This is a genomic window from Streptomyces desertarenae (assembly GCF_042681365.1).
In the GTDB taxonomy this organism is placed as follows: Bacteria; Actinomycetota; Actinomycetes; order Streptomycetales; family Streptomycetaceae; genus Streptomyces; species Streptomyces desertarenae.
Genome location: NZ_JBHUFU010000006.1, coordinates 47,998 through 68,993, shown reverse-complemented (window position 1 = coordinate 68,993; position 20,996 = coordinate 47,998). Strand labels below are relative to the sequence as shown.

Below are 20,996 nucleotides of genomic sequence, written 5' to 3'. Positions count from 1 at the left end.
AGCGGCTGACAAGGGGACGACATGGCGTTCGGAGCGAACAGAACCTCCGTGGGCGAGCAGGGGGGCGGACGGAGTTCCGCAGGCCGGACGGTCCAGGAGGACCCTCCGGCCTCGCACGTCCGGTACGAGGAGCGGCACGAGACGGAGAAGGAGCGCGCGGACCGGCGGTGGACGGAGCTCCTCCAGGAGGTCCGGGTGGCCCAGATGGGCATCCAGATCCTCCTGGGCTTCCTGCTGAGCGTCGCCTTCACCGAGCGCTTCGAGGACATCGGCGCGACCGACCGCACCATCTACGTGGTCACCGTCATGCTGGGATCGGCGGCGACCGGGACGCTGATCGCCCCCGTCGCCCTGCACCGCTTCGTCACCGGGCACCGCATGAAGCCGCAGACGGTGGAGTGGGCCTCGCGGCTGACCATCGCCGGGCTGGTGCTGCTGCTGTGCACGGTCACCTGCGCGCTGCTGCTGATCCTGCGCGTGGTGCTGCACAACGGCATGGCCTGGTGGCTCGTCGGCGGGCTGTTCCTGTGGTTCGTGGCCTGCTGGTTCCTGCTGCCGGCCTGGGCCCGCCACGTGGGCCCGGGCCGCAACGGGACGGCCGGCGGCGGACGGTGAGTCCGCCGGGGCGTCAGGCGGCCTCGGCCCCCGCGTCCGGGCCCTCGTCGCTCCCGGCGCGTCCCGCGGTGTCGGAGGGGGAGGCGGAGGCGGGCGGTGTGGAGACCGCGTCGGCCGCCGCGCAGGAGGCGAGCAGATCCCGCATCGGCACCGCGCCGCGGGCCGCGTCCGGCGCCTTCGGGGGCTGCTGTTCGGACCCGGCCCCCGTGCCGTCGCCGGGCTGCCGCTCGTGGGCCTCCATGGCTCCTCCTGTGGCTTCTGGGGAGGGAGTGGTGAGGCAGACCTAACCGCCCGTGTCGGTCTCCATGTGAACACGCCGGAGGCACCGCACGCAACATTTTGCCGACACCGTGTCGGAACGCGGCGGGCACCGTCGGCCCGTCGGCCGACGGTGCCCGCGGAGCGGGCGGGACGCAGGAGCGCGGGGCCCGGAGGCGGGGGGAGCGGGGACGCGCGGGCGCCGGGAGCGCCGGGCCCCGCCCCCTGCCCTACCCGGCCGGCGGCCGCGGCGCCCCGGAGGGCTCCCCGAGCACGCCCAGCTCCTCCCCCGCCCAGCGGACGCCGATGCCCGTCACCGTGACCGTCCGCACGTCGTGGTCGGCGGGGGCGCCCGCCGCATCGCCCGCTCCCCCCACGGCGCGTTCGATGACCACGTGCAGCCGGTCCTCCGACAGCTCCTCGACCCTGCCCTCGCCCCACTCCACGGCCACCACCGACTCCGGCAGCGACACGTCCAGGTCGAGGTCCTCCATCTCCTCCAGGCCGCCGCCGAGCCGGTAGGCGTCCACGTGGACCAGCGCGGGCCCGTCACCGAGCGGGGGGTGCACCCGGGCGATGACGAAGGTCGGCGAGGTGACCGCGCCGCGCACGCCCAGCCCCTCGCCAAGCCCGCGCGTCAGGGTGGTCTTGCCCGCGCCCAGCTCCCCGGTGAGCAGCACCAGGTCGCCCGGGCGCAGCAGCCCGGCCAGCCGGCGGCCCAGCTCCCGCATGCGGTCGGGGGTGTCGACGGTGATCCGTACCGTGCTCTCGGGGCGGGCCTCAGGGGCCGTCGCCCCCGCGGTGGGGTGGTGCGGTGTCTCCATGGTTCCGGATGGTACGCGCCAGCAGCCCGGCCAGCCGGTCGCCGACCAGGCCGGGCTGCTCCAGCATCACCAGGTGCCCGGCGCCCTCCGCGACCACCAGGTCGGCGTGGGGCAGCGCCTCGGACATCACCTCGCTGTGCTCGCGCGGGGTGAGCAGGTCCCGGTCGCCGGTGAGGATCAGGGCGGGCCGGTCGGCGCCGAAGGCGGCCAGCGCGGCGGTCTTCTCGTGCTCGGCGAAGGCCGGGTAGAAGTCCGCGACCACGTCGACCGGGACCGACTCGATCAGCCGCTCCGCGAAGCGCGCCACCCCGGGATCGACGTCGCGGCTGCCGAACGAGTACCGCCTGATCAGGCCCGCGAAGAGGTCGGCGGTGACCCGCCGGCCCCGCTCGACCAGCTCGGCCCGCGCCGCGAGGGTCCTCAGCACGCCCGGCGCCATCCGCCGCAGGGCGCGCGCCCCGGCGGCGGGCAGGCCGTAGGTGGCCTCCGCCAGGCCGCCCGCCGAGGTGCCCAGCAGGGCCACGGCGGCGACGCGCTCCGCGACGTACCCGGGGTGGTGGTGGGCGAGCGCCATCACCGTCATCCCGCCCATGGAGTGCCCGACGAGGACGACGGGGCCCTCGGGGACGGCGGCGTCCAGGACCGCCTTCAGATCGCGTCCGAGCCGGTCTATGCTCACCGGCTCCCCGACGGGGCCGCGTCCGGAGCGCCCGTGGCCGCGCTGGTCCCAGTAGACGGCGCGCAGGGCGGGCATGGGGGGCGCGGTGTGCGCGGTGCCGCGCAGGGCGGCGCGCTGGAAGTGCCAGACGTCCTGGGTCAGGCAGTAGCCGTGGCTGAAGACGACGGTGGGCGCCCCCTCGGGCACCCCCTCGCCGGGCTCGTCGACCTCGTAGTACAGCTCGGTGCCGTCGTCGGCCGCCGTCCGCCCCGGGGTGCCGCGCAGCGAGCCGTAGGGCGCCGCGACGTCCAGGGCCAGCCACGCCCGGCGGCGCACGGCGCGGTGGACGGTGAGCCGTTCGACGGCCATCCCGGCGGCGGCTCCCGCCGCGGCCACGCCCAGCACCGCGCCGGCCAGTCCCGCGCGGCGCGCCCATCCCCCGCCCGTCTGCGCCATGGCCGGGTCACACGTCCCCGTTGAGGTGGACGCGCGGCACCCGGGCGCCGATCCGCGTCACGATCTCGTACCCGATGGTCCCCGCCGCGCGCGCCCAGTCCTCGGCCGTCGGCTCACCCGCGTCACCGGGCCCGAACAGCACCGCCTCGTCGCCGGCCTCGGCGGTGTCGCCGCCGAGGTCCACCACGAACTGGTCCATGGCCACCCGTCCCGCGACCGTCCGCCACTTCCCGGCCACCAGCACCGGGCCGGTGCCCGAGGCGTGCCGGGGGATGCCGTCGGCGTAGCCGGCCGGAACGAGGGCCAGGGTGGTCTCGCCGGGGGTGGTGTAGTGGTGGCCGTAGCTCACCCCGTGCCCGGCCGGGACGCGCTTGACGATGGCCAGCCGGGCCCGCAGCGTCATCACCGGCCGCAGTCCGAAGTCCGCGGGCACGCCGACCTCGGGCGAGGGCGAGAGCCCGTAGAGCGACACCCCGGTGCGCACCAGGTCGAAGTGCGCCTCGGGGAGCGTGAGCGTGGCGGGCGAGTTGGCCATGTGCCGCACCTCCGGTGCCAGCCCGGCACGTTCGGCGACGGCCAGCGCCTCGCGGAAGACCTCCAACTGCGCGGCGATCGACGGGTGGCCGGGCTCGTCGGCGCAGGCGAAGTGCGACCACAGGCCCGTCACCCGCACGGTGCCCTCCGCCTCGGCGGCCCGCGCGGCGGCGACCAGGCCGGCCCAGTCGGCGGGCTGGCAGCCGTTGCGGCCCAGCCCGGTGTCGACCTTCAGGTGGACCCGCGCGGTGCGGCCGCAGGCGCGGGCGGCCGCCGTGATCTCCGCCAGCGCCCAGGGGGCGCTCGCCGACACGTCGACGTCCGCCTCGATCGCCTCGCGCCAGGGCCCGCCGGGCGTCCACACCCAGCACAGCAGCCGGCCCCGGTCCCCGGCGGCGCGCAGCGCCAGCGCCTCCTCGGGGGTGGCCGTGCCCAGCCACGCCGCCCCGGCCCGGCGCGCGGCGCGGGCGCAGGGGAGCAGGCCGTGGCCGTAGGCGTCGGCCTTGACCACGGCCATCAGCTCGGCCCCGGCCGCCCGCGCGCGCAGCGCGCGCACGTTGCCGCGCAGCGCCTCCAGGTCGATCTCGGCGCAGACCCGGTGGCTCCGGCCGGTCCGGTGCCCGCCGTCCGGGCTCTCCGGGCCGGCGGGGGCCGCGGGGAAGGCGGAGGGTTCGTGTGCGACGTCCACGCCCACCAGTGTCTCAGGTGCCGCCCCCCGGCCACCTCCCCGCACCGGGTCCGGGCGCGCGCCCCGCGGCCCGGTCGCCCCGGCGCGGATCAGCGCGGCCCGTCGGCGACGTCCTGCCAGACGCGGCGCAGCTCCTCCGCCACGTCCGACGCGGTGACCGGCGGCGCCGCCCGGCGCCCGGCCAGGCCGTGGAGGTACGCCCCGACGGACGCCGCGTCCCGGGCCGGCAGCCCGGCGGCGAGCAGCGAGCCGGCCAGCCCGGACAGGACGTCGCCGCTGCCGGCCGTGGCCAGCCGGCCGGTGCCGGTCGGGTTGACCAGGACCGGCTCCCCCTCCTGCGGTCCGGCGACCACCGTGGTCGAGCCCTTGAGCAGCACCGTCGCCCGGTACCGCCGGGCCAGCTCCCGGGCCGAGGCCAACCGCGCCGACTCGACCTCCTCGCGCGGCACGCCGCCCAGCAGCGCCGCCGCCTCCCCGGCGTGCGGGGTGAGCAGGGTGGGGGCGGTGCGGGAGCGGACCTGCCCGGCGTCCATCAGGCGCAGCCCGTCGGCGTCCACCAGCACCGGCACGTCCGAGGCCAGGACGTCGCGCACGGCCTGTACGGCCTCCGCCCCGTCTCCGAGGCCGGGGCCGACGACCCACGCCTGGACCCGGCCCGCCGCCGAGGGCGGCCCGGCGGAGACCAGGGACTCGGGGAAGCGGGCGGTCACCGCGCCGGCGGCGGGCCCGGCGTAGCGCACGGCGCCCGCGCCGCCGCGCAGCGCACCCGCCACGGCGAGCACGGCCGCGCCCGGGTAGCGGTCCGAGCCCGCCGCGACGCCGGTGACGCCGCGCCGGTACTTGTCGCTCTCGGCGGACGGCCGCGGCAGCAGCGCGGCCACGTCCCGGTGCTGGAGGGCGCGGGCCACCGGGGTCCCGCCCTCCAGGTACGGGCCCAGGCCGATGTCCACCAGGTGCACGGCCCCGGCGTACCCGCGCGCCGGATCCACCAGCAGCCCCGGCTTGTAGGCGCCGAAGGTCACCGTCGCCGCCGCCCGCACCGCCACGCCGTGCACCTCGCCGGTGTCGGCGTCCACGCCGCTGGGCAGGTCCACGGCGACGACCGGCACCCCGGCCGCCCGGACGGCCTCCCACACCTCCACCGCGTCCGGCCGCAGGCCCCCGCGCCCGCCGATGCCGACGACGCCGTCCACCACCAGGTCGGCCCGCGCCACGAGGCCGGGCAGGTCGGCGGGGGCGCCCTCCACCGCGGCGGAGGGCGCCGCCACGGCCCGGCCCCCGGCCGACCGCAGCGCGGCCAGCCCGGCCTCGTGGGCCCGCTCGGGGCTGAGCAGCACCGCCGTCACCCCGGCGCCGCGCCGGGCCAGGTACGCGCCGGCGAACAGGGCGTCCCCGCCGTTGTCACCGCTGCCGACCAGCAGGACGACCCTGCTGCCGTAGGTGCGTCCCAGCATTCCGGCGCAGGCGGCGGCCAGCCCGGCGGCGGCGCGCTTCATCAGCGCACCGGCCGGCAGCCGCGCCATCAGCGCGCGCTCGGCCGCCCGTACGGTCTCCACGCTGTAGGCATCCCTCATGCCCTCAGTCTGACCGCCCGGGGACCCGGTCACCCCTCGGCGATCACCACGGCGGTCGCCACCCCCGCGTCGTGGCTGAGCGAGACGTGCCAGTGCCGCACGCCCAGCTCGGCGGCGCGGGCGGCGACCGTCCCGGTCACCCGCAGCGAGGGGCGCCCGGAGGCGTCGGCCACCACCTCCGCGTCCGTCCAGTGGAGCCCGGCGGGCGCCCCCAGCGCCTTGGCCAGGGCCTCCTTGGCGGCGAACCGCGCCGCCAGGGAGGCCACCCCGCGCCGCTCCCCGTCGGGCAGCACCCGCTCCCCGGCGGTGAACAACCGCTCGGCGAGCCGGGGGGTGCGGGCCAGCGCGCCGGCGAACCGGTCGATCGAGGTGACGTCGGTCCCGACTCCGACGATCACGCGCGGCCCTCCGTCCCCCGCGGGGGCCCGGGGTCCGGGCTCACTCCACCGTCACCGACTTCGCCAGGTTGCGCGGCTGGTCCACCTCGTTGCCGCGGGCCGTGGCCAGCTCGCAGGCGAAGACCTGGAGCGGCACGGTGGCCACCAGCGGCTGGAGCAGGGTGGGCGTGGCGGGGATGCGCACCAGGTGGTCGGCGTAGGGGACGACCGCCTCGTCGCCCTCCTCGGCGATGACGATGGTCCGCGCGCCCCGGGCCCGGATCTCCTGGATGTTGGAGACGATCTTGTCGTGCAGCACGGAGCGGCCGCGCGGCGACGGCACGACCACCACGACCGGCAGGTCGTCCTCGATCAGGGCGATCGGGCCGTGCTTGAGCTCGCCGGCGGCGAAGCCCTCGGCGTGCATGTAGGCCAGTTCCTTGAGCTTGAGCGCGCCCTCCAGGGCGACGGGGAAGCCCACGTGGCGGCCGAGGAAGAGCACGGTGTTCTTCTCCGCCAGGGAGCGGGCCAGCTCCCGCACCGGCTCCATGGTGGCCAGGACCTTCTCGACCTCCGTGGAGATCTGGGACAGCTCGCGGATCACCGAGTGGATCTCGTCGCCCCACTTGGTGCCGCGTACCTGGCCCAGGTAGAGGGCGACGAGGTAGCAGGCCACCAGCTGGGTCAGGAACGCCTTGGTGGAGGCGACCGCGACCTCGGGCCCGGCGTGGGTGTAGAGCACCGCGTCGGACTCGCGCGGGATCGTCGAGCCGTTGGTGTTGCAGATGGCCAGCACCTTGGCGCCCTGCTCGCGGGCGTGGCGCAGCGCCATCAGGGTGTCCATGGTCTCGCCGGACTGGCTGATGGCGACGACCAGGGTGCGCTGGTCCAGGATCGGGTCCCGGTAGCGGAACTCGCTGGCCAGCTCGGTCTCGCAGGGGATGCGCGTCCAGTGCTCGATGGCGTACTTGGCGATCATCCCGGCGTGGTAGGCGGTGCCGCAGGCCACGATGACGACCTTGTTGACCTCGCGCAGCACGTGGTCGGGGATGTGGACCTCGTCCAGGGCGAGCCGGCCGGACTCGTCGATGCGGCCCAGCAGGGTGTCGGCGACCGCCTTGGGCTGCTCGGCGATCTCCTTGAGCATGAAGTAGTCGTAGCCGCCCTTCTCGGCGGCCGAGGCGTCCCAGTCGACGTGGTAGGAGCGCACGTCGGCGGGGGCGCCGTCGAAGTCGGTGACCGTCACCTGGTCCCGCTTCAGCTCCACCACCTGGTCCTGGCCCAGCTCGATGGCCTGGCGGGTGTGCTCGATGAACGCGGCGACGTCGGAGGCGAGGAAGTTCTCGCCCTCGCCGACGCCCACCACCAGCGGGGAGTTCCGGCGGGCGCCGACGACGGTGTCCGGCTCGTCCGCGTGCACCGCGACGAGGGTGAAGGCGCCCTCCAGGCGGCGGCACACCTGCCGCATCGACTCGGCCAGGTCGCCGCAGGAGGAGAAGTTCTCGGCCAGCAGGTGGGCGACGACCTCGGTGTCGGTCTCGGAGACCAGCTCGTGGCCGCGCTCGGCCAGCTCGGCGCGGAGCGCGGCGAAGTTCTCGATGATGCCGTTGTGGACGACCGCGACCCGCCCGGAGTTGTCCAGGTGCGGATGCGCGTTGGCGTCGGTCGGCCCGCCGTGGGTGGCCCACCGGGTGTGGCCGATGCCGGTGGAGCCACTGGGCAGGGGACGCTCGTCCAGCAGCTTGCCGAGGTTGGCCAGCTTCCCGGCCTTCTTGGCGGCGGCCAGGCCGCCGTCGGCGAGGACGGCCACGCCCGCCGAGTCATAACCGCGGTACTCCAACCGCTTCAGCCCCGCGATGACGACGTCGAGGGCGGACTGCCCTCCCACATAACCAACGATTCCGCACATGTGCGCAGCCTACGGGGCGCAGGACGGGATCGCGGTCAGCGCCCTCCCGTCATCCGGTCGACGGCGTCCCGGAGGATCTCCAGGTACTCCGCCTCCTCGCGGTCCGGCCTGCCGCCCGCGCGGTGCGTCTCCAGCACGTCGCGCGGGTGCTCGCCCAGGTCCTCGTCGGGCAGCTCCTCCAGGAGCTCCTCCCACACCCGGGCCGCGCGCGCCTCGGCCCGGGCCCGCTCCCCGTCCGGGCGGCGTCCGGCGGGCCGGGGCCCGCGGCGGGCCAGGCGGGCGGCGGCCGCGCGGAGGGTCCGGAACGGCGACGGCATGGGGCCTCCTGCGGGCCTGGGCCCGCGGAACCGGAGCGGGGACGGGAGCCGGTGCCGCCGGGCGGGAGCGGTCCCGCACCGGGCGGGAACCGAGGGGGACAAACGTGCGAACACGGGCAACGTACCGGCGTCTTCCCCGCCGCGTACACCCCCGCCCCCGCCCCGGCGCTGTGCTGCTGATCACACGGAATCGGGCGTGAGCCCGGCCGTGCGCGCACCGACAATGGGCGCGTGTCCACCCCCGTCGCCTCCCCCGCCTCCCCCGCCGCGTCCGGTACGGCGCCCGCCGCCGCGCCCGCCGCCTCCGCCCCGGGGCCGCACCAGCAGCGCCGGGGCCGGCCGTCCGACACCAGCCCCTTCGTCGACCTCTCCCGCGCCGAGTGGAGCGCGCTGCGCGACAAGACGCCGCTGCCGCTGACCGCCGACGAGGTCGAGGAGCTGCGCGGGCTGGGCGACGTCATCGACCTCGACGAGGTCCGCGACGTCTACCTGCCGCTGTCGCGCCTGCTCAACCTGTATGTCGGCGCCACCCACGGGCTGCGCGGGGCGCTCAACACCTTCCTCGGCGACGCGGGCGGCGGGCACGGCGCCCAGCGCGGTACCCCGTTCGTCATCGGGGTGGCGGGCAGCGTGGCGGTGGGCAAGTCCACGGTGGCGCGGCTGCTGCGGGCGCTGCTGGCCCGCTGGCCCGAGCACCCCTCGGTGGAGCTGGTCACCACCGACGGCTTCCTGCTGCCCAACGCGGAGCTGCACCGGCGCGGGCTGATGGCGCGCAAGGGCTTCCCCGAGTCCTACGACCGCCGGGCGCTCACCCGGTTCGTCGCGGACGTCAAGGCGGGCCGGGAGGAGGTCACCGCCCCCGTCTACTCGCACCTGATCTACGACATCGTCCCCGGCGAGGTGCTGACGGTGCGCCGCCCCGACATCCTCATCGTCGAGGGCCTGAACGTCCTCCAGCCCGCGCTGCCCGGCAAGGACGGGCGCACCCGGCTCGCGGTCGCCGACTACTTCGACTTCTCCGTCTACGTGGACGCGCGCACCGAGGACATCGAGCGGTGGTACCTGGGCCGCTTCCGCAAGCTGCGCGAGACGGCCTTCCAGGACCCGTCCTCCTACTTCCGCCGGTACACGCAGGTCTCGGAGGAGGAGGCGCTGGAGTACGCGCGCGGCATCTGGCGGACGATCAACCGGCCGAACCTGGAGGAGAACATCGCCCCCACCCGGGGCCGGGCCGGCCTGATCCTGCGCAAGGGCCCGGACCACAAGGTCCAGCGGCTGTCGCTGCGCAAGCTCTGAGCGGGGCCGGCGGCGGGGGCGGTCGGCGGACGGGCGGTCAGCGGACGGCGCCCGCCCGCGGCCGGTGGCGGAGGCAGGGACGCGGACTGCGCGAACCACTCCCGGCCCTCCCGCTCGAAGACCCGCAGCGCGGGCGCGTGGCCGGCCCGGAGCCGCTCCGGTGTCCACCACGGCCGAACGGCGTACGCGCCCGCCTCCGGCGCCCGGGGCGCCGGGGCGGGCACGGGGGTGCTCAGCCCAGCGCGGACTTGACCTCGTCGGCCAGCCGCCCGGCCACCGCGCGGGCCTGCTCCAGGTCCGCGGCCTCGACCATCACCCGCACCAGCGGCTCGGTACCGGAGGAGCGCAGCAGCACCCGGCCGGTCGCACCCAGCTCCCGCTCGGCCTCGCCCACGGCCGCGGCCAGGCGGGCGGAGGAGCCCACCCGGCTCTTGTCCACGTCGCGCACGTTGATCAGCACCTGCGGCAGCCGCTCCATGACGCCCGCCAGCTCTGCCAGGGGGCGGCCGGTGGCGGCCACCCGCGCGGCCAGCATCAGGCCGGTGAGGGTGCCGTCGCCGGTGGTGGCGTGGTCCAGGACGATGACGTGCCCGGACTGCTCGCCGCCCAGCGAGTAGCCGCCCTTCTTCATCTCCTCCAGCACGTAGCGGTCGCCGACCGCCGTCTGGAGCAGTTCGACGCCCTCGCGCTCCATGGCGAGCTTGAAGCCCAGGTTGGACATCACCGTGGCCACCACGGTGTTCCTCCGCAGCGTCCCGGCCTCCTTCATGCCCAGCGCCAGCACGCTGAGGATCTGGTCGCCGTCCACCTCCCGGCCGCCGGCGTCCACGGCCAGGCAGCGGTCGGCGTCGCCGTCGTGCGCCACGCCCAGGTCGGCGCCGTGCTCGACGACGGCCGCGCGCAGGCCGTCCAGGTGGGTGGAGCCGCAGCCGTCGTTGATGTTGAGGCCGTCGGGCTCGGTGGCGATGGTGACCACCTCGGCCCCCGCCCGCGCGAACGCCTCCGGGGAGACCCGGGCCGCCGCGCCGTGCGCGCCGTCGATGACGACCTTGAGCCCGTCGAGCCGGTTGGGCAGCACCCCGACGAGGTGGGCGACGTACTTGTCGAAGCCCTCGTCGTACTCCTTCACCCGGCCCACGCCGGCGCCCGTGGGCCGGTCCCACGGCTCACCGGAGGCGTGTTCGCGGTAGACCTGCTCGATGCGGTCCTCCAGCTCGTCGGCGAGCTTGTGGCCGCCGCGGGCGAAGAACTTGATGCCGTTGTCGGGCATGGGGTTGTGGCTGGCCGAGAGCATCACGCCCAGGTCGGCGCCGAGCGCGCCGGTCAGGTACGCCACGGCCGGGGTCGGCAGCACGCCCACCCGCAGCACGTCCACGCCCGCGCTGGCCAGCCCGGCCACCACGGCGGCCTCCAGGAACTCCCCGGACGCGCGCGGATCACGTCCGACCACCGCCACCGGGCGGTGGCCCCTGAACGTGCCCGCCTCGGCGAGCACGTGCGCCGCCGCGACCGACAGACCGAGCGCCATTTCGGCGGTCAGGTCGGCGTTGGCGACCCCGCGCACACCGTCCGTACCGAAGAGTCGTCCCACCGTGGTTCCTCCGAGTTCCGAGCTGAGGGCCGGGCGCGCCGCGGCCCGGCTCATCCAGATGTACGCCCAGATATACGCCCCCTGGCCGCGGCAGTGGCGCGGCCGCGCACCCGACGTGCCGCCGTACCCCCCAGCGGGGGCCGGGCAGTGGCCCGGACGGACCGCGTCCGGGCGGTGGCGCCGCGTGGCCGCAAGACGAGCGCCCCGACGCACCGGGAGGGTGCCGTCGGGGCGCTCATCAGCGGTCTCGGCGAACGCGTACAGGCGTTGCGTCGATCAACGCTTGCTGTACTGCGTGCCCTTGCGGGCCTTCTTCAGACCGGCCTTCTTCCGCTCGACCGCGCGGGCGTCGCGGGTCAGGAAGCCGGCCTTCTTCAGCGGGCCGCGGTTGTTGTCCACGTCCGCCTCGTTCAGCGCGCGGGCCACACCCAGGCGCAGCGCGCCGGCCTGGCCCGAGACGCCGCCGCCGCTGATGCGGGCGATGACGTCGTAGCGGTTGTCCAGCTCCAGAACCTTGAACGGCTCGTTGACTTCCTGCTGGTGGACCTTGTTCGGGAAGTAGGCCTCAAGGGTGCGGCCGTTGATCTTCCACTGTCCGGAGCCCGGCACGATGCGCACGCGGGCGATGGCATTCTTGCGGCGCCCGGTGCCGGCACCCGGCTGGGGCTCACCGAAACGGGACGCGAGGGACTCGGTGGAGTACTCCTCGACACCCTCGGGCGTCTCGGTGGTGTACTGCTCGACCTCTTCGATCGGGGTCTCGGCGGTGGTCTCGGCCACGGTTCTCCTCAGCTCTCTTCAGTCTTGGTGGTGGCCGGACTACTGCGCGACCTGGGTGATCTCGAACGGGACCGGCTGCTGGGCAGCGTGCGGGTGGTTCTCGCCCGCGTAGACCTTCAGCTTCGAGAGCATCTGACGGCCCAGGGAGTTCTTCGGGAGCATGCCCTTGACGGCCTTCTCCACGGCCTTCTCCGGGTTGTTGCGGAGCAGGTCGTCGTAGCGGACGGACCGCAGACCGCCCGGGTAGCCGGAGTGGCGGTAGGCCAGCTTCTGGGTCCGCTTGTTGCCGGAGAGGTGCACCTTGTCGGCGTTGATGATGATGACGAAGTCACCAGCGTCAACGTGCGGCGCGTACACCGGCTTGTGCTTGCCCCTCAGAAGGGTGGCGGCCTGGGAGGCCAGACGGCCCAGGACGACGTCGGTGGCGTCGATGACGTGCCACTGACGCTGGACGTCGCCGGGCTTGGGGCTGTACGTACGCACGGTCGTAGCCTTCGCTTCTTCAGTGAGTGTTTCCTGACAAGGTCACCGGAGATCACGACAGCCTTGACGCGCGCCGGTGACGCAAGCCGGTGCGGGTCGCTGGTCATCGTCCAGGTGGACCAGGCGTAACGGCCTCTCACGTGAGAACGAGCAAGCCAATACGCACAACGAACCAGCAGGATACCGGCCACCCTCCGTACGGGTCAAAAACGCCCCCCGCGCCCCGGTCGGCCCGGCGGCGCGGACACCCCCCTCAGCGCGCCCGCGCCACCCGCCCCTCGTCCCAGACCGGCTCGGGCACCTCCCGGACCCGGCCGTCCGCGCCGAAGACCAGGAAGCGGTCGAAGGAGCGGGCGAACCAGCGGTCGTGCGTCACCGCCAGCACCGTCCCCTCGTACCCCTCCAGGCCCTGCTGGAGGGCCTCGGCGCTCTCCAGGTCCAGGTTGTCGGTGGGCTCGTCCAGCAGCAGGGCCGTGGAGCCGGCCAGCTCCAGCAGCAGGATCTGGAAGCGGGCCTGCTGGCCCCCCGAAAGCTTCCCGAAGGGCTGCTCGGCCTGGCGGTCCAGCTCGTAGCGGCGCAGCGCGGACATCGCCGCGCCCCGGTCCCTCGCGTGCTCGGTCCACAGGACGTCCAGCAGGGTGCGGCCCTCCAGCTCGGGGTGCGCGTGCGTCTGCGCGAAGTGGCCGGGCACCACCCGCGCGCCCAGCTTCCACGTCCCCGTGTGCGCCACGTCACCGCCCGCCAGCAGCCGCAGGAAGTGGGACTTGCCCGAGCCGTTGGAGCCGAGCACCGCGACCCGCTCCCCGTAGAAGACCTCCAGGTCGAAGGGGTTCATCAGGCCGGTCAGCTCCAGCCCGGCGCAGGTGACCGCCCGCACCCCGGTCCGCCCGCCGCGCAGCCGCATCCGGATGTCCTGCTCGCGCGGCGGCTCCTGCGGCGGCCCCGCCTCCTCGAACTTCCGCAGCCGGGTGCGGGCGGCCTGGAGCCGGGAGGACAGGCCGTCGTTGTAGGCGGCCTTCTGCTTGAGGGTGTTCACCAGCTTCTTGAGCTGGGCGTGCTGCTCGTCCCAGCGCCGCCGCAGCTCCTCGAAGCGCGCGAAGCGCTCCTTGCGCGCCTGGTGGTACGTGGCGAAGCCGCCGCCGTGCACCCACACGTCCGATCCCGAGGGGCCCGGCTCCACACTGACGATCTTCTGCGCCGCCCGCGCCAGCAGCTCCCGGTCGTGGGAGACGAACAGGACCGTCTTGCGGGTCTCGTTCAGCTGCTCCTCCAGCCAGCGCTTGCCGGGGACGTCGAGGTAGTTGTCCGGCTCGTCCAGCAGCAGCACCTCGTCCGGGCCGCGCAGCAGCGCCTCCAGGACCAGCCGCTTCTGCTCGCCGCCCGACAGGGTGCGCACCTTCCGCCACTGCGCCTTCTCGTACGGCACCCCGAGCGCGGCCGTGGTGCACACGTCCCAGGCGGTCTCGGCCTCGTAGCCCCCGGCCTCGGCCCAGTCGGCGAGGGCCTGCGCGTACTGCATCTGCGCGGCCTCGTCGTCGACCTCCATGATCCTCAGCTCGGCGGCGTCCACCGCCCGCGCCGCCTCCGCGACGCGGGGCCGGGCCACCGACACCAGCAGGTCGCGCACCGTCCGCTCGTCCCGCACCGACCCCACGAACTGCGGCATCACCCCGAGTCCGCCGCCGACCGCCACCGTGCCGCCGTGCGGCTCCAGCTCCCCCGCGACCAGCCGCAGCAGCGTCGTCTTCCCGGCGCCGTTGGCCCCCACCAGCGCCACCGAGGCGCCCTCGCCGACCCGGAACGAGACGTCGTTCAGGAGCACCCTCCCGTCGGGCAGGTAGTACTCCAGGTGCGCCGCCTCCACGTGTCCCATGCCCCGACTGTGACCGGGCCGGGCCGCCGGGGCAAGCGAATATGATGCGCCCATGAGCTTTGGGCAGGGGGGACCGGGCTGGGGCCCGGGGGGACCGGGCGGGCCGCCGTCCACGCCGGACTGGGCCGCGCTCGCCGAGCGGAGCGAACGCCGGCGCGCCCGGCGCCGGCTCTGGCTGCTGGCCGGGGGCGGCGTGCTCGCCGCCGGCGCCGTCGCCGCGATCGTCGCCACGGCCGTCGTCAGCCAGGACGGCTCCGGGCCCTCCGACCGGCCGTCCCGGGCGCTGCCCTCCGCCGGGACCCTGCCGCCCGACCCCGAGCAGCCGGAGCCGGCCTTCTCCTCCGAGCCGCCGCCTCCCCCGCCCCCGGACCCGCGCGAGATCCTCTCCGACCCCGCGCGGGACACGGCCCCCCTCGGTGCCGGCACCCTCTTCCCCGGCGCGTCGATGGCGGTCGAGGGCCGCACGTACGCCAAGGGCGCCGCCGCGTCCACGAGGAACTGCGCCGCCGGCACCCAGGGCGCCCTCGGCGCCGTCCTGGCGGACAACGGCTGCCGCGAGCTGATCCGGGTGACCTACCGGCGCGACGGCGTCGCGGCCACCGTGGGCATCGCGGTCTTCGGCAGCGACGAGGCCGCGCGGAGGGCCAAGGAGCAGGCCGGGCCCAACGTCGCCTCGCTGCCCGGCGCGGGCGTCCCCGTCTTCTGCCGCGGCGGCGTGACCTGCCACACCTCGGCCAACGCCCTGGGCCGCTACGCCTACTTCACGATCTCCGGCTACACCAGCGGCAAGGACGTCACCGCCTCCGACACCGCCGCCCGCCAGGCCGGCCGCGACGCCGCGGCCCACGCCTTCACCCGCATCCTCCAGCGCGGCCGGGACCAGGCCGCGGCCTCGGTGGCGGGCGGCTGAGGGCCCCGGGCGCGGGGCGCGCACCCGCCGGGACGGCCCGAGAGGGTCGCCTGCGCCCGTCCCGGGCCCTCGCGCGCGGGTCGGCCCCCGCCCCGGCCACGGTGCCCCGGCGGGTCCTCCCGTCCGCTCCTCCGCCGGCCGGGGACCTGTCGGGAAGTGGCCGGAAACACACGCGCGAAGGTCCGGCCGCCGACGGTCGGACGGCCGGACCCCGGGCCCGGATGCGGCTGTGTCAGTCCTGCTGCGCTCCCGCCGGGAGGCTGCGCAGGGTGACCTTGGTGGGCGTCTTCTGCTTGAAGGCCCAGTCGAGCATCCGCGTCGCGTCCCGGTAGCGGTCGGAGCTGTTCAGGATGACGCCGACCACCGTGCGCCCGTCACGGGTGGCCGCGAAGACCAGGCAGGGGCCGGCCTTGGAGCCCGTGCCCGTCTTGATCCCGATCACGCCCTTGTACGAGCCGAGCAGCTTGTTGGTGTTGTACCAGGTGTACGTGCGTCCGTTGGTCGCCTTCTGGACCGTCTTGGGGGCCTTGACCACCGCCCGGAACGTGGAGTTCGCCAGCGCGTGCCGCGCCAGCTTCGCCAGGTCGCGCGGGGTGGAGTGGTTCCTGCCCGTCTTGGAGATGCCGTCGAAGGAGTCGAACCTCGTGTTCTTCATCCCCAGGTCGGCGGCCTTCTTGTTCATCTTCGCGATGAACGAGGTGGCGCGCGCCTCCGTGGTGGCGCCGCTGCCGAAGGTGTCCGCCAGGGCGTAGGCCGCGTCGCAGCCCGAGGGCAGCATCATCCCGTACAGCAGCTGCCGCACGGTGAGCTTGTCGCCCGTCTTCAGGTCGGCGGTGCTGGCGCCGTACCTCGTCACGTAGTCGCGGTAGGCCTTCTTGACCGTGACCTTGCGGTTCAGGTCGACGCCCTTGGTGGTGACGACGACCGCCGCCGCCATGATCTTGGTGGTGCTGGCCATCTCGCGCCGGGTGTCGGCCGCCTTGCCCCACAGGGTCCGGTTGGCGCCGCTGTCCAGCACGAAGGCGCCCTTGGCGGCTATCCCGGACGGTCCCCCGGCCGCCTGGGCGGGTGCCGCCAGCGGTCCCGCCACGAGTACGGCGCCGGCCACCGCCGCCACCGCGCCCGCCCGGCGGGCCCCCCTCGTTCGAAGTCTCAATGGATGCTCCGTCGTCATGGTCGTCGGGCCCGCGTGGCGCGGGCCCGACTACTGGACGACCGAGCGGTGGCGGTGGTTGCGCACCGAAACCGGCCACAATTCCGTCAGCAGCAGCCCGCTCCGGCCACCGCCCCGGCACCCGGGAGCGTGCGCCGGTTGCGCGCCTCCAGATTGCGCGCCGCCAGGAGCTCGTCCGCCGGGTAGCCGACCTCCTCCAGGGTGAGACCGTGCGGCCGCACCACGTGCACGGCCGAATCCCGCACTCCCGCCGCCAGCACCTCGCCCGGCCAGGCGGGCGGACGGTGGCCGTCGCCGACGAAGAGCAGCGCGCCGACCAGCGAGCGCACCATGTTGTGGCAGAAGGCGTCGGCGACGACCCGCGCCTCCACGATTCCGTCCGGCCGCCGCTCCCAGCTCAGCTCCCTGAGCGTCCGTATGGTCGTCGCGCCCTCGCGCCGCTTGCAGTACGCGGCGAAGTCGTGCTCCCCCAGCAGCCGCCGGGCGGCCTCGTTCATGGCGTCCACGTCCAGCGGCCAGTCGTGCCACAGGACGTGACCGCGCCGGAGCGGGTCCACCCCCGACGGGTGGTCGCAGACGCGGTAGGCGTAGCGGCGCCAGATCGCCGAGAAGCGGGCGTTGAAGTGCGGCGGGGCCTGGACGATCCGGTGGACCCGCACGTCCTGCGGCAACCGCCCGGCCAGCCGGCGCAGCAGCTTCTCCCGGTGCTCCTCCCACAGCCCGGCGGGCAGGTCGACGTGGGCCACCTGGCCGCGGGCGTGCACCCCGGCGTCGGTGCGGCCGGCGACCGTCAGCTCGAAGGGCTCCTCCGAGCGGGTCACGATCCGCAGCGCCTCCTCCAGTTCGCCCTGCACGGTGCGGCGGCCGCGCTGCCGCGCCCAGCCGGAGAACTCGCTGCCGTCGTAGGACAGGTCCAGCCGGACCCGTACACGTCCGGGCTCCACGTCGTCGCTCACGCCGGTGTTCCTCTCGAAAAGCGCTGGGGTCGGGGCCGGGCTCCGGGGCGGGAGCGTCCGCGCCCCGGGCCCGGCGCCGGGCCCGGGGCCCATACGGCGGCGGACCCGCTCCCGGGAGGGGAGACGGGTCCGCCGCTTCGTGCTCGTGGCACTGGAGTGGAAGAGGGAGCCTCAGGCGTCCTTCTTCTCCTCGGCCGGAGCCTCGGACTCCTCGGCCTTCTCCTCGGCCGGGGCCTCGGCGGCCTCGTCCGTGGCGGCCTCGTCCTTCTTCAGGCTCTGCGCGGCCTCGTCGCCCGCGGTCTCCTTGGCCGAGCGCTTGGTGGCGGCCTCGGCCTCGCCGACGGCCTCCTGCTGCACGGTCAGGGCCTCGACCAGCTCGATGACGGCCATCGGCGCGTTGTCACCGCGGCGGTTGCCGATCTTGGTGATGCGGGTGTAGCCGCCCGGACGGTTCTCGTAGCGGGGGCCGATCTCGGCGAAGAGCGTGTGCACGACGCTCTTGTCGAGGATCGTCCGCATCACCTGGCGACGGTTGTGCAGGTCGCCCTTCTTCGCCTTGGTGATCAGACGCTCCGCCACCGGGCGCAGCCGGCGGGCCTTGGCCTCGGTGGTGGTGATGCGGCCGTGCTCGAAGAGGGCGGTGGCGAGGTTCGCCAGCATGGCCTTCTCGTGCGCGGCGCCGCCGCCGAGGCGGGCGCCCTTGGTGGGCTTCGGCATGGTTCCTTCTCCTCGTGTCTGCACCGGCCGTACCAGGTACCGGTGTCAGTGTCCGCACGGGCTTGTGCCCGCCGGAGCCCGGGGCGCGCGGTGCGGCCCCGGAAGCGTGGGCCGACCGGGTGCGGCGGGAGCGCCGCACCCGGCCGGGGATGCCGTCGGGCACCGGTCGACGGTGCCGTCCGACGTCGGTACCCGGGATGCCCCGGGTGCCTCAGTACTGCTCGGTCTCGACGAACCCGGAGTCCGCGTCGTCGTCGGCGCCGAAGGCGTCGGCGGCGGCGGTCGGGTCGAATCCGGGCGGGCTGTCCTTCAGGGTCAGGCCCATGCCGGCCAGCTTCGCCTTGACCTCGTCGATCGACTTGGCGCCGAAGTTGCGGATGTCGAGCAGGTCCGCCTCGGAGCGGGCCACCAGCTCGCCCACCGAGTGGATGCCCTCGCGCTTGAGGCAGTTGTAGGAGCGGACGGTCAGCTCCAGCTCCTCGATCGGCAGGGCCAGGTCGGCGGCGAGCGCGGCGTCCGTCGGGGACGGGCCCATGTCGATGCCCTCGGCGTCGACGTTCAGCTCGCGGGCCAGGCCGAACAGCTCGACCAGGGTCTTGCCGGCGGAGGCCATGGCGTCGCGGGGGCGCATGGACTCCTTGGTCTCGACGTCGACGATCAGCTTGTCGAAGTCGGTGCGCTGCTCGACACGGGTCGCCTCGACCTTGTAGGTGACCTTGAGGACCGGCGAGTAGATGGAGTCGACCGGGATGCGGCCGATCTCCTGGCCGGCCTGCTTGTTCTGCACCGCGGAGACGTAGCCGCGACCGCGCTCGACGGTCAGCTCCATCTCCAGCTTCCCCTTGCCGTTCAGCGTGGCGAGGACCAGGTCGGGGTTGTGCACCTCGACACCGGCGGGCGGGGCGATGTCGGCGGCGGTGACCAGACCCGGGCCCTGCTTGCGCAGGTACATCACGACCGGCTCGTCGTGCTCCGAGGAGACGACCAGGCCCTTGATGTTGAGGATCAGGTCGGTGACGTCCTCCTTGACGCCCGGCACGGTGGTGAACTCGTGCAGGACGCCGTCGATCCGGATGCTGGTCACGGCAGCACCGGGGATCGAGGAGAGGAGCGTGCGACGCAGGGAGTTGCCGAGGGTGTAGCCGAAGCCCGGCTCCAGCGGTTCGATCACGAACCGGGAACGGAACTCGTCCACGACCTCTTCGGTCAGTGAGGGGCGCTGAGCGATCAGCATGGGGATGTGCCTCCAGTCTTCGGCAACCGCTATTTGATGCCGAGCACCGGGCGGAGCCCGGTTTCCTACTGCAAGGGTACGGGCGGTGCGACCCGTGCGGGCCGCACCGCCCGTGACCGTGAGCCGGTACTCCCGGTTACTTGGAGTACAGCTCGACGATCAGCTGCTCCTGCACCTGGGTGTCGATCACCTGGCGCTCGGGCAGCGAGTGGACGAGGATCCGCAGCTGGGAGGGGATGGCCTCCAGCCACGCCGGAACGGTCTTCTCCCCGGCCTCACCCTGGGCCACCTGGAAGGGGGCCAGGGTGCGGGAGGACGGACGGACCTCGACGATGTCGTTGGGAGCGACGCGGGCCGACGGGATGTCGGTCTTGCGGCCGTTCACCATGATGTGCCCGTGGCGGACGAGCTGACGGGCGTGGTCGCGGGACTTGGCGAAGCCGGCCCGGTAGATCACGTTGTCCAGACGGGACTCGAGGATCTGCAGCAGGTTCTCACCCGTCTTGCCCTGCTTGCGGTTCGCCTCGTTGAAGTACCCGCGGAACTGCTTCTCCAGGACTCCGTAGATGCGAGCGGCCTTCTGCTTCTCACGCTTCTGCAGCAGGTACTCGCTGTCCTTGGTGCGCCCGCGCCCGTGCTCACCCGGGGGGTAAGGACGGATCTCGATCGGGCACTTAGCGCTCTCGCACTTGGCTCCCTTGAGGAAGAGCTTCTGCTTCTCCCGACGGCAACGCTTGCAGTCGGCCCCGGTGTAACGCGCCATGTTCGTGTATCTCCTACTTCAGCCTGGATCAGACGCGGCGACGCTTCGGCGGGCGGCAGCCGTTGTGCGGGGTCGGGGTGACGTCCTGGATCGAGCCGACCTCGAGGCCGGTGGCCTGGAGGGAGCGGATCGCGGTCTCACGGCCGGAACCGGGACCCTTGACGAACACGTCGACCTTGCGCATGCCGTGCTCCTGCGCGCGACGGGCGGCCGACTCGGCGGCCATCTGCGCGGCGAACGGCGTCGACTTGCGAGAGCCCTTGAAGCCCACGTGACCGGCCGAAGCCCAGGAAATCACGTTGCCGGTGGGGTCGGTGATGGAAACGATGGTGTTGTTGAACGTGCTCTTGATGTGAGCGTGCCCGTGGGCGACGTTCTTCTTCTCCTTGCGGCGCACCTTCTTGGCGCCGGCCGTACGGCCCTTCGGAGGCATGTATCTCTCCCGTGGAGGTGGTCGGTCCTACAGTCCGGACCACTGGCGGTGTGTCCGGTGAGGACTACTTCTTGCCCGGCTTCTTCTTGCCGGCGATCGCGCGACGCGGGCCCTTGCGGGTCCGTGCGTTGGTGCTGGTGCGCTGGCCCCGGACGGGCAGGCCGCGGCGGTGGCGCAGGCCCTGGTAGCTGCCGATCTCGACCTTGCGGCGGATGTCGGCCTGGATCTCGCGGCGGAGGTCGCCCTCGGTGCGGATGTTGGCCTCGACGTACTCGCGGATCCGGACCAGCTCGTCCTCGGTGAGGTCGCGGACGCGGGTGTCGGGGTTCACACCGGTGCTGGCCAGCGTCTGCTTGGACAGCGTGCGGCCGATGCCGAAGACATAGGTGAGGGCGACCTCCACGCGCTTGTCGCGCGGGAGGTCAACGCCTTCGAGGCGTGCCATGAACGTGGCTCCTGGTTTCTTGTCGGAGGTCTTCCGCAGCACCGTTCCCGTAGCAAGTACGAGCCGGGTCCCCGGCCTCCGTCCGGGGGTGTCGTCCCCACCGGCGTCGACGGATGTCGCGGCGGGGGGTC

Annotated in this window: 22 protein-coding genes; 3 read left to right on the top strand and 19 right to left on the bottom strand. The window is 74.3% G+C overall.

Annotated features, from left to right (window positions below):
- Positions 1-21: 21 nt before the first annotated feature.
- On the top strand, positions 22-615 hold the full coding sequence (locus ACFSJS_RS11890) for a DUF6328 family protein (protein ID WP_380899321.1): 594 nt from the start codon (positions 22-24) through the stop codon (positions 613-615).
- Between the two features lie 13 nt (positions 616-628).
- Here ACFSJS_RS11890 and ACFSJS_RS11885 read toward each other — a convergent pair whose 3' ends face one another.
- From ACFSJS_RS11885 to ACFSJS_RS11850, 8 genes are all read right to left on the bottom strand, one after another.
- The gene (locus ACFSJS_RS11885) at positions 629-856 is read right to left on the bottom strand and encodes a hypothetical protein (RefSeq protein ID WP_380899320.1); all 228 of its coding nucleotides are present in this window, start codon (positions 854-856) and stop codon (positions 629-631) included.
- Between the two features lie 247 nt (positions 857-1,103).
- Positions 1,104-1,697 carry a tRNA (adenosine(37)-N6)-threonylcarbamoyltransferase complex ATPase subunit type 1 TsaE gene (gene tsaE, locus ACFSJS_RS11880; protein ID WP_380899319.1) on the bottom strand — a complete coding sequence of 198 codons (594 nt, stop codon included), beginning with the start codon at positions 1,695-1,697 and terminating at the stop codon, positions 1,104-1,106.
- Entirely contained in the window at positions 1,654-2,811 is a 1,158-nt protein-coding gene (locus ACFSJS_RS11875) for an alpha/beta fold hydrolase (RefSeq protein WP_380899318.1), read from the bottom strand. The genes tsaE and ACFSJS_RS11875 overlap by 44 nt, the downstream gene beginning before the upstream one ends.
- 7 nt (positions 2,812-2,818) lie before the next feature.
- Positions 2,819-3,928: an alanine racemase gene (alr, locus tag ACFSJS_RS11870; protein ID WP_380899667.1), complete on the bottom strand. Its 1,110-nt coding sequence runs from the start codon at positions 3,926-3,928 to the stop codon at positions 2,819-2,821.
- A gap of 194 nt (positions 3,929-4,122) precedes the next feature.
- Entirely contained in the window at positions 4,123-5,607 is a 1,485-nt protein-coding gene (locus tag ACFSJS_RS11865) for an NAD(P)H-hydrate dehydratase (protein WP_380899317.1), read from the bottom strand.
- 29 nt (positions 5,608-5,636) lie between these two features.
- The gene (locus ACFSJS_RS11860; protein ID WP_380899316.1) at positions 5,637-6,005 is read right to left on the bottom strand and encodes a holo-ACP synthase; all 369 of its coding nucleotides are present in this window, start codon (positions 6,003-6,005) and stop codon (positions 5,637-5,639) included.
- A 40-nt stretch (positions 6,006-6,045) separates the two neighbouring features.
- The gene (gene glmS, locus ACFSJS_RS11855) at positions 6,046-7,893 is read right to left on the bottom strand and encodes a glutamine--fructose-6-phosphate transaminase (isomerizing) (RefSeq protein ID WP_380899315.1); all 1,848 of its coding nucleotides are present in this window, start codon (positions 7,891-7,893) and stop codon (positions 6,046-6,048) included.
- A gap of 35 nt (positions 7,894-7,928) precedes the next feature.
- Positions 7,929-8,210, bottom strand: coding sequence for a hypothetical protein (locus ACFSJS_RS11850; protein ID WP_380899314.1), 282 nt, complete (start codon positions 8,208-8,210; stop codon positions 7,929-7,931).
- Between the two features lie 231 nt (positions 8,211-8,441).
- Between ACFSJS_RS11850 and coaA the strand changes: the two genes are divergently transcribed.
- The gene (gene coaA, locus ACFSJS_RS11845; protein ID WP_380899313.1) at positions 8,442-9,506 is read left to right on the top strand and encodes a type I pantothenate kinase; all 1,065 of its coding nucleotides are present in this window, start codon (positions 8,442-8,444) and stop codon (positions 9,504-9,506) included.
- A gap of 232 nt (positions 9,507-9,738) precedes the next feature.
- Here coaA and glmM read toward each other — a convergent pair whose 3' ends face one another.
- From glmM to ACFSJS_RS11825, 4 genes are all read right to left on the bottom strand, one after another.
- Complete coding sequence (glmM, locus tag ACFSJS_RS11840; protein ID WP_380899312.1) at positions 9,739-11,097, bottom strand: phosphoglucosamine mutase; 1,359 nt, start codon at positions 11,095-11,097, stop codon at positions 9,739-9,741.
- 276 nt (positions 11,098-11,373) lie between these two features.
- On the bottom strand, positions 11,374-11,877 hold the full coding sequence (gene rpsI / locus ACFSJS_RS11835) for a 30S ribosomal protein S9 (RefSeq protein WP_380899311.1): 504 nt from the start codon (positions 11,875-11,877) through the stop codon (positions 11,374-11,376).
- A 39-nt stretch (positions 11,878-11,916) separates the two neighbouring features.
- The gene (rplM, locus tag ACFSJS_RS11830) at positions 11,917-12,360 is read right to left on the bottom strand and encodes a 50S ribosomal protein L13 (RefSeq protein ID WP_162466266.1); all 444 of its coding nucleotides are present in this window, start codon (positions 12,358-12,360) and stop codon (positions 11,917-11,919) included.
- A gap of 253 nt (positions 12,361-12,613) precedes the next feature.
- Complete coding sequence (locus ACFSJS_RS11825; RefSeq protein ID WP_380899310.1) at positions 12,614-14,233, bottom strand: ABC-F family ATP-binding cassette domain-containing protein; 1,620 nt, start codon at positions 14,231-14,233, stop codon at positions 12,614-12,616.
- Between the two features lie 52 nt (positions 14,234-14,285).
- Between ACFSJS_RS11825 and ACFSJS_RS11820 the strand changes: the two genes are divergently transcribed.
- Positions 14,286-15,143 carry a hypothetical protein gene (locus ACFSJS_RS11820; protein ID WP_380899309.1) on the top strand — a complete coding sequence of 286 codons (858 nt, stop codon included), beginning with the start codon at positions 14,286-14,288 and terminating at the stop codon, positions 15,141-15,143.
- Between the two features lie 232 nt (positions 15,144-15,375).
- Here the strand turns inward: ACFSJS_RS11820 and ACFSJS_RS11815 are convergent, their stop codons facing one another.
- From ACFSJS_RS11815 to rpsM, 7 genes are all read right to left on the bottom strand, one after another.
- Positions 15,376-16,317, bottom strand: coding sequence for a D-alanyl-D-alanine carboxypeptidase family protein (locus tag ACFSJS_RS11815; RefSeq protein WP_380899308.1), 942 nt, complete (start codon positions 16,315-16,317; stop codon positions 15,376-15,378).
- Positions 16,318-16,403: 86 nt separating this feature from the next.
- A complete protein-coding gene (truA, locus tag ACFSJS_RS11810) occupies positions 16,404-17,273 on the bottom strand; it encodes a tRNA pseudouridine(38-40) synthase TruA (protein WP_380899307.1) in 870 nt (289 codons plus the stop codon).
- Positions 17,274-17,444: 171 nt separating this feature from the next.
- Entirely contained in the window at positions 17,445-17,990 is a 546-nt protein-coding gene (gene rplQ, locus ACFSJS_RS11805) for a 50S ribosomal protein L17 (RefSeq protein WP_380899306.1), read from the bottom strand.
- A gap of 211 nt (positions 17,991-18,201) precedes the next feature.
- Positions 18,202-19,224 (bottom strand): DNA-directed RNA polymerase subunit alpha, encoded by a 1,023-nt coding sequence (locus tag ACFSJS_RS11800; protein WP_380899305.1) that lies wholly within the window; start codon positions 19,222-19,224, stop codon positions 18,202-18,204.
- Positions 19,225-19,360: 136 nt separating this feature from the next.
- Entirely contained in the window at positions 19,361-19,987 is a 627-nt protein-coding gene (rpsD, locus tag ACFSJS_RS11795; RefSeq protein ID WP_380899304.1) for a 30S ribosomal protein S4, read from the bottom strand.
- A 28-nt stretch (positions 19,988-20,015) separates the two neighbouring features.
- Entirely contained in the window at positions 20,016-20,420 is a 405-nt protein-coding gene (rpsK, locus tag ACFSJS_RS11790) for a 30S ribosomal protein S11 (protein ID WP_004571845.1), read from the bottom strand.
- A 64-nt stretch (positions 20,421-20,484) separates the two neighbouring features.
- On the bottom strand, positions 20,485-20,865 hold the full coding sequence (gene rpsM, locus ACFSJS_RS11785) for a 30S ribosomal protein S13 (RefSeq protein WP_380899303.1): 381 nt from the start codon (positions 20,863-20,865) through the stop codon (positions 20,485-20,487).
- Between the last annotated feature and the right edge of the window lie 131 nt (positions 20,866-20,996).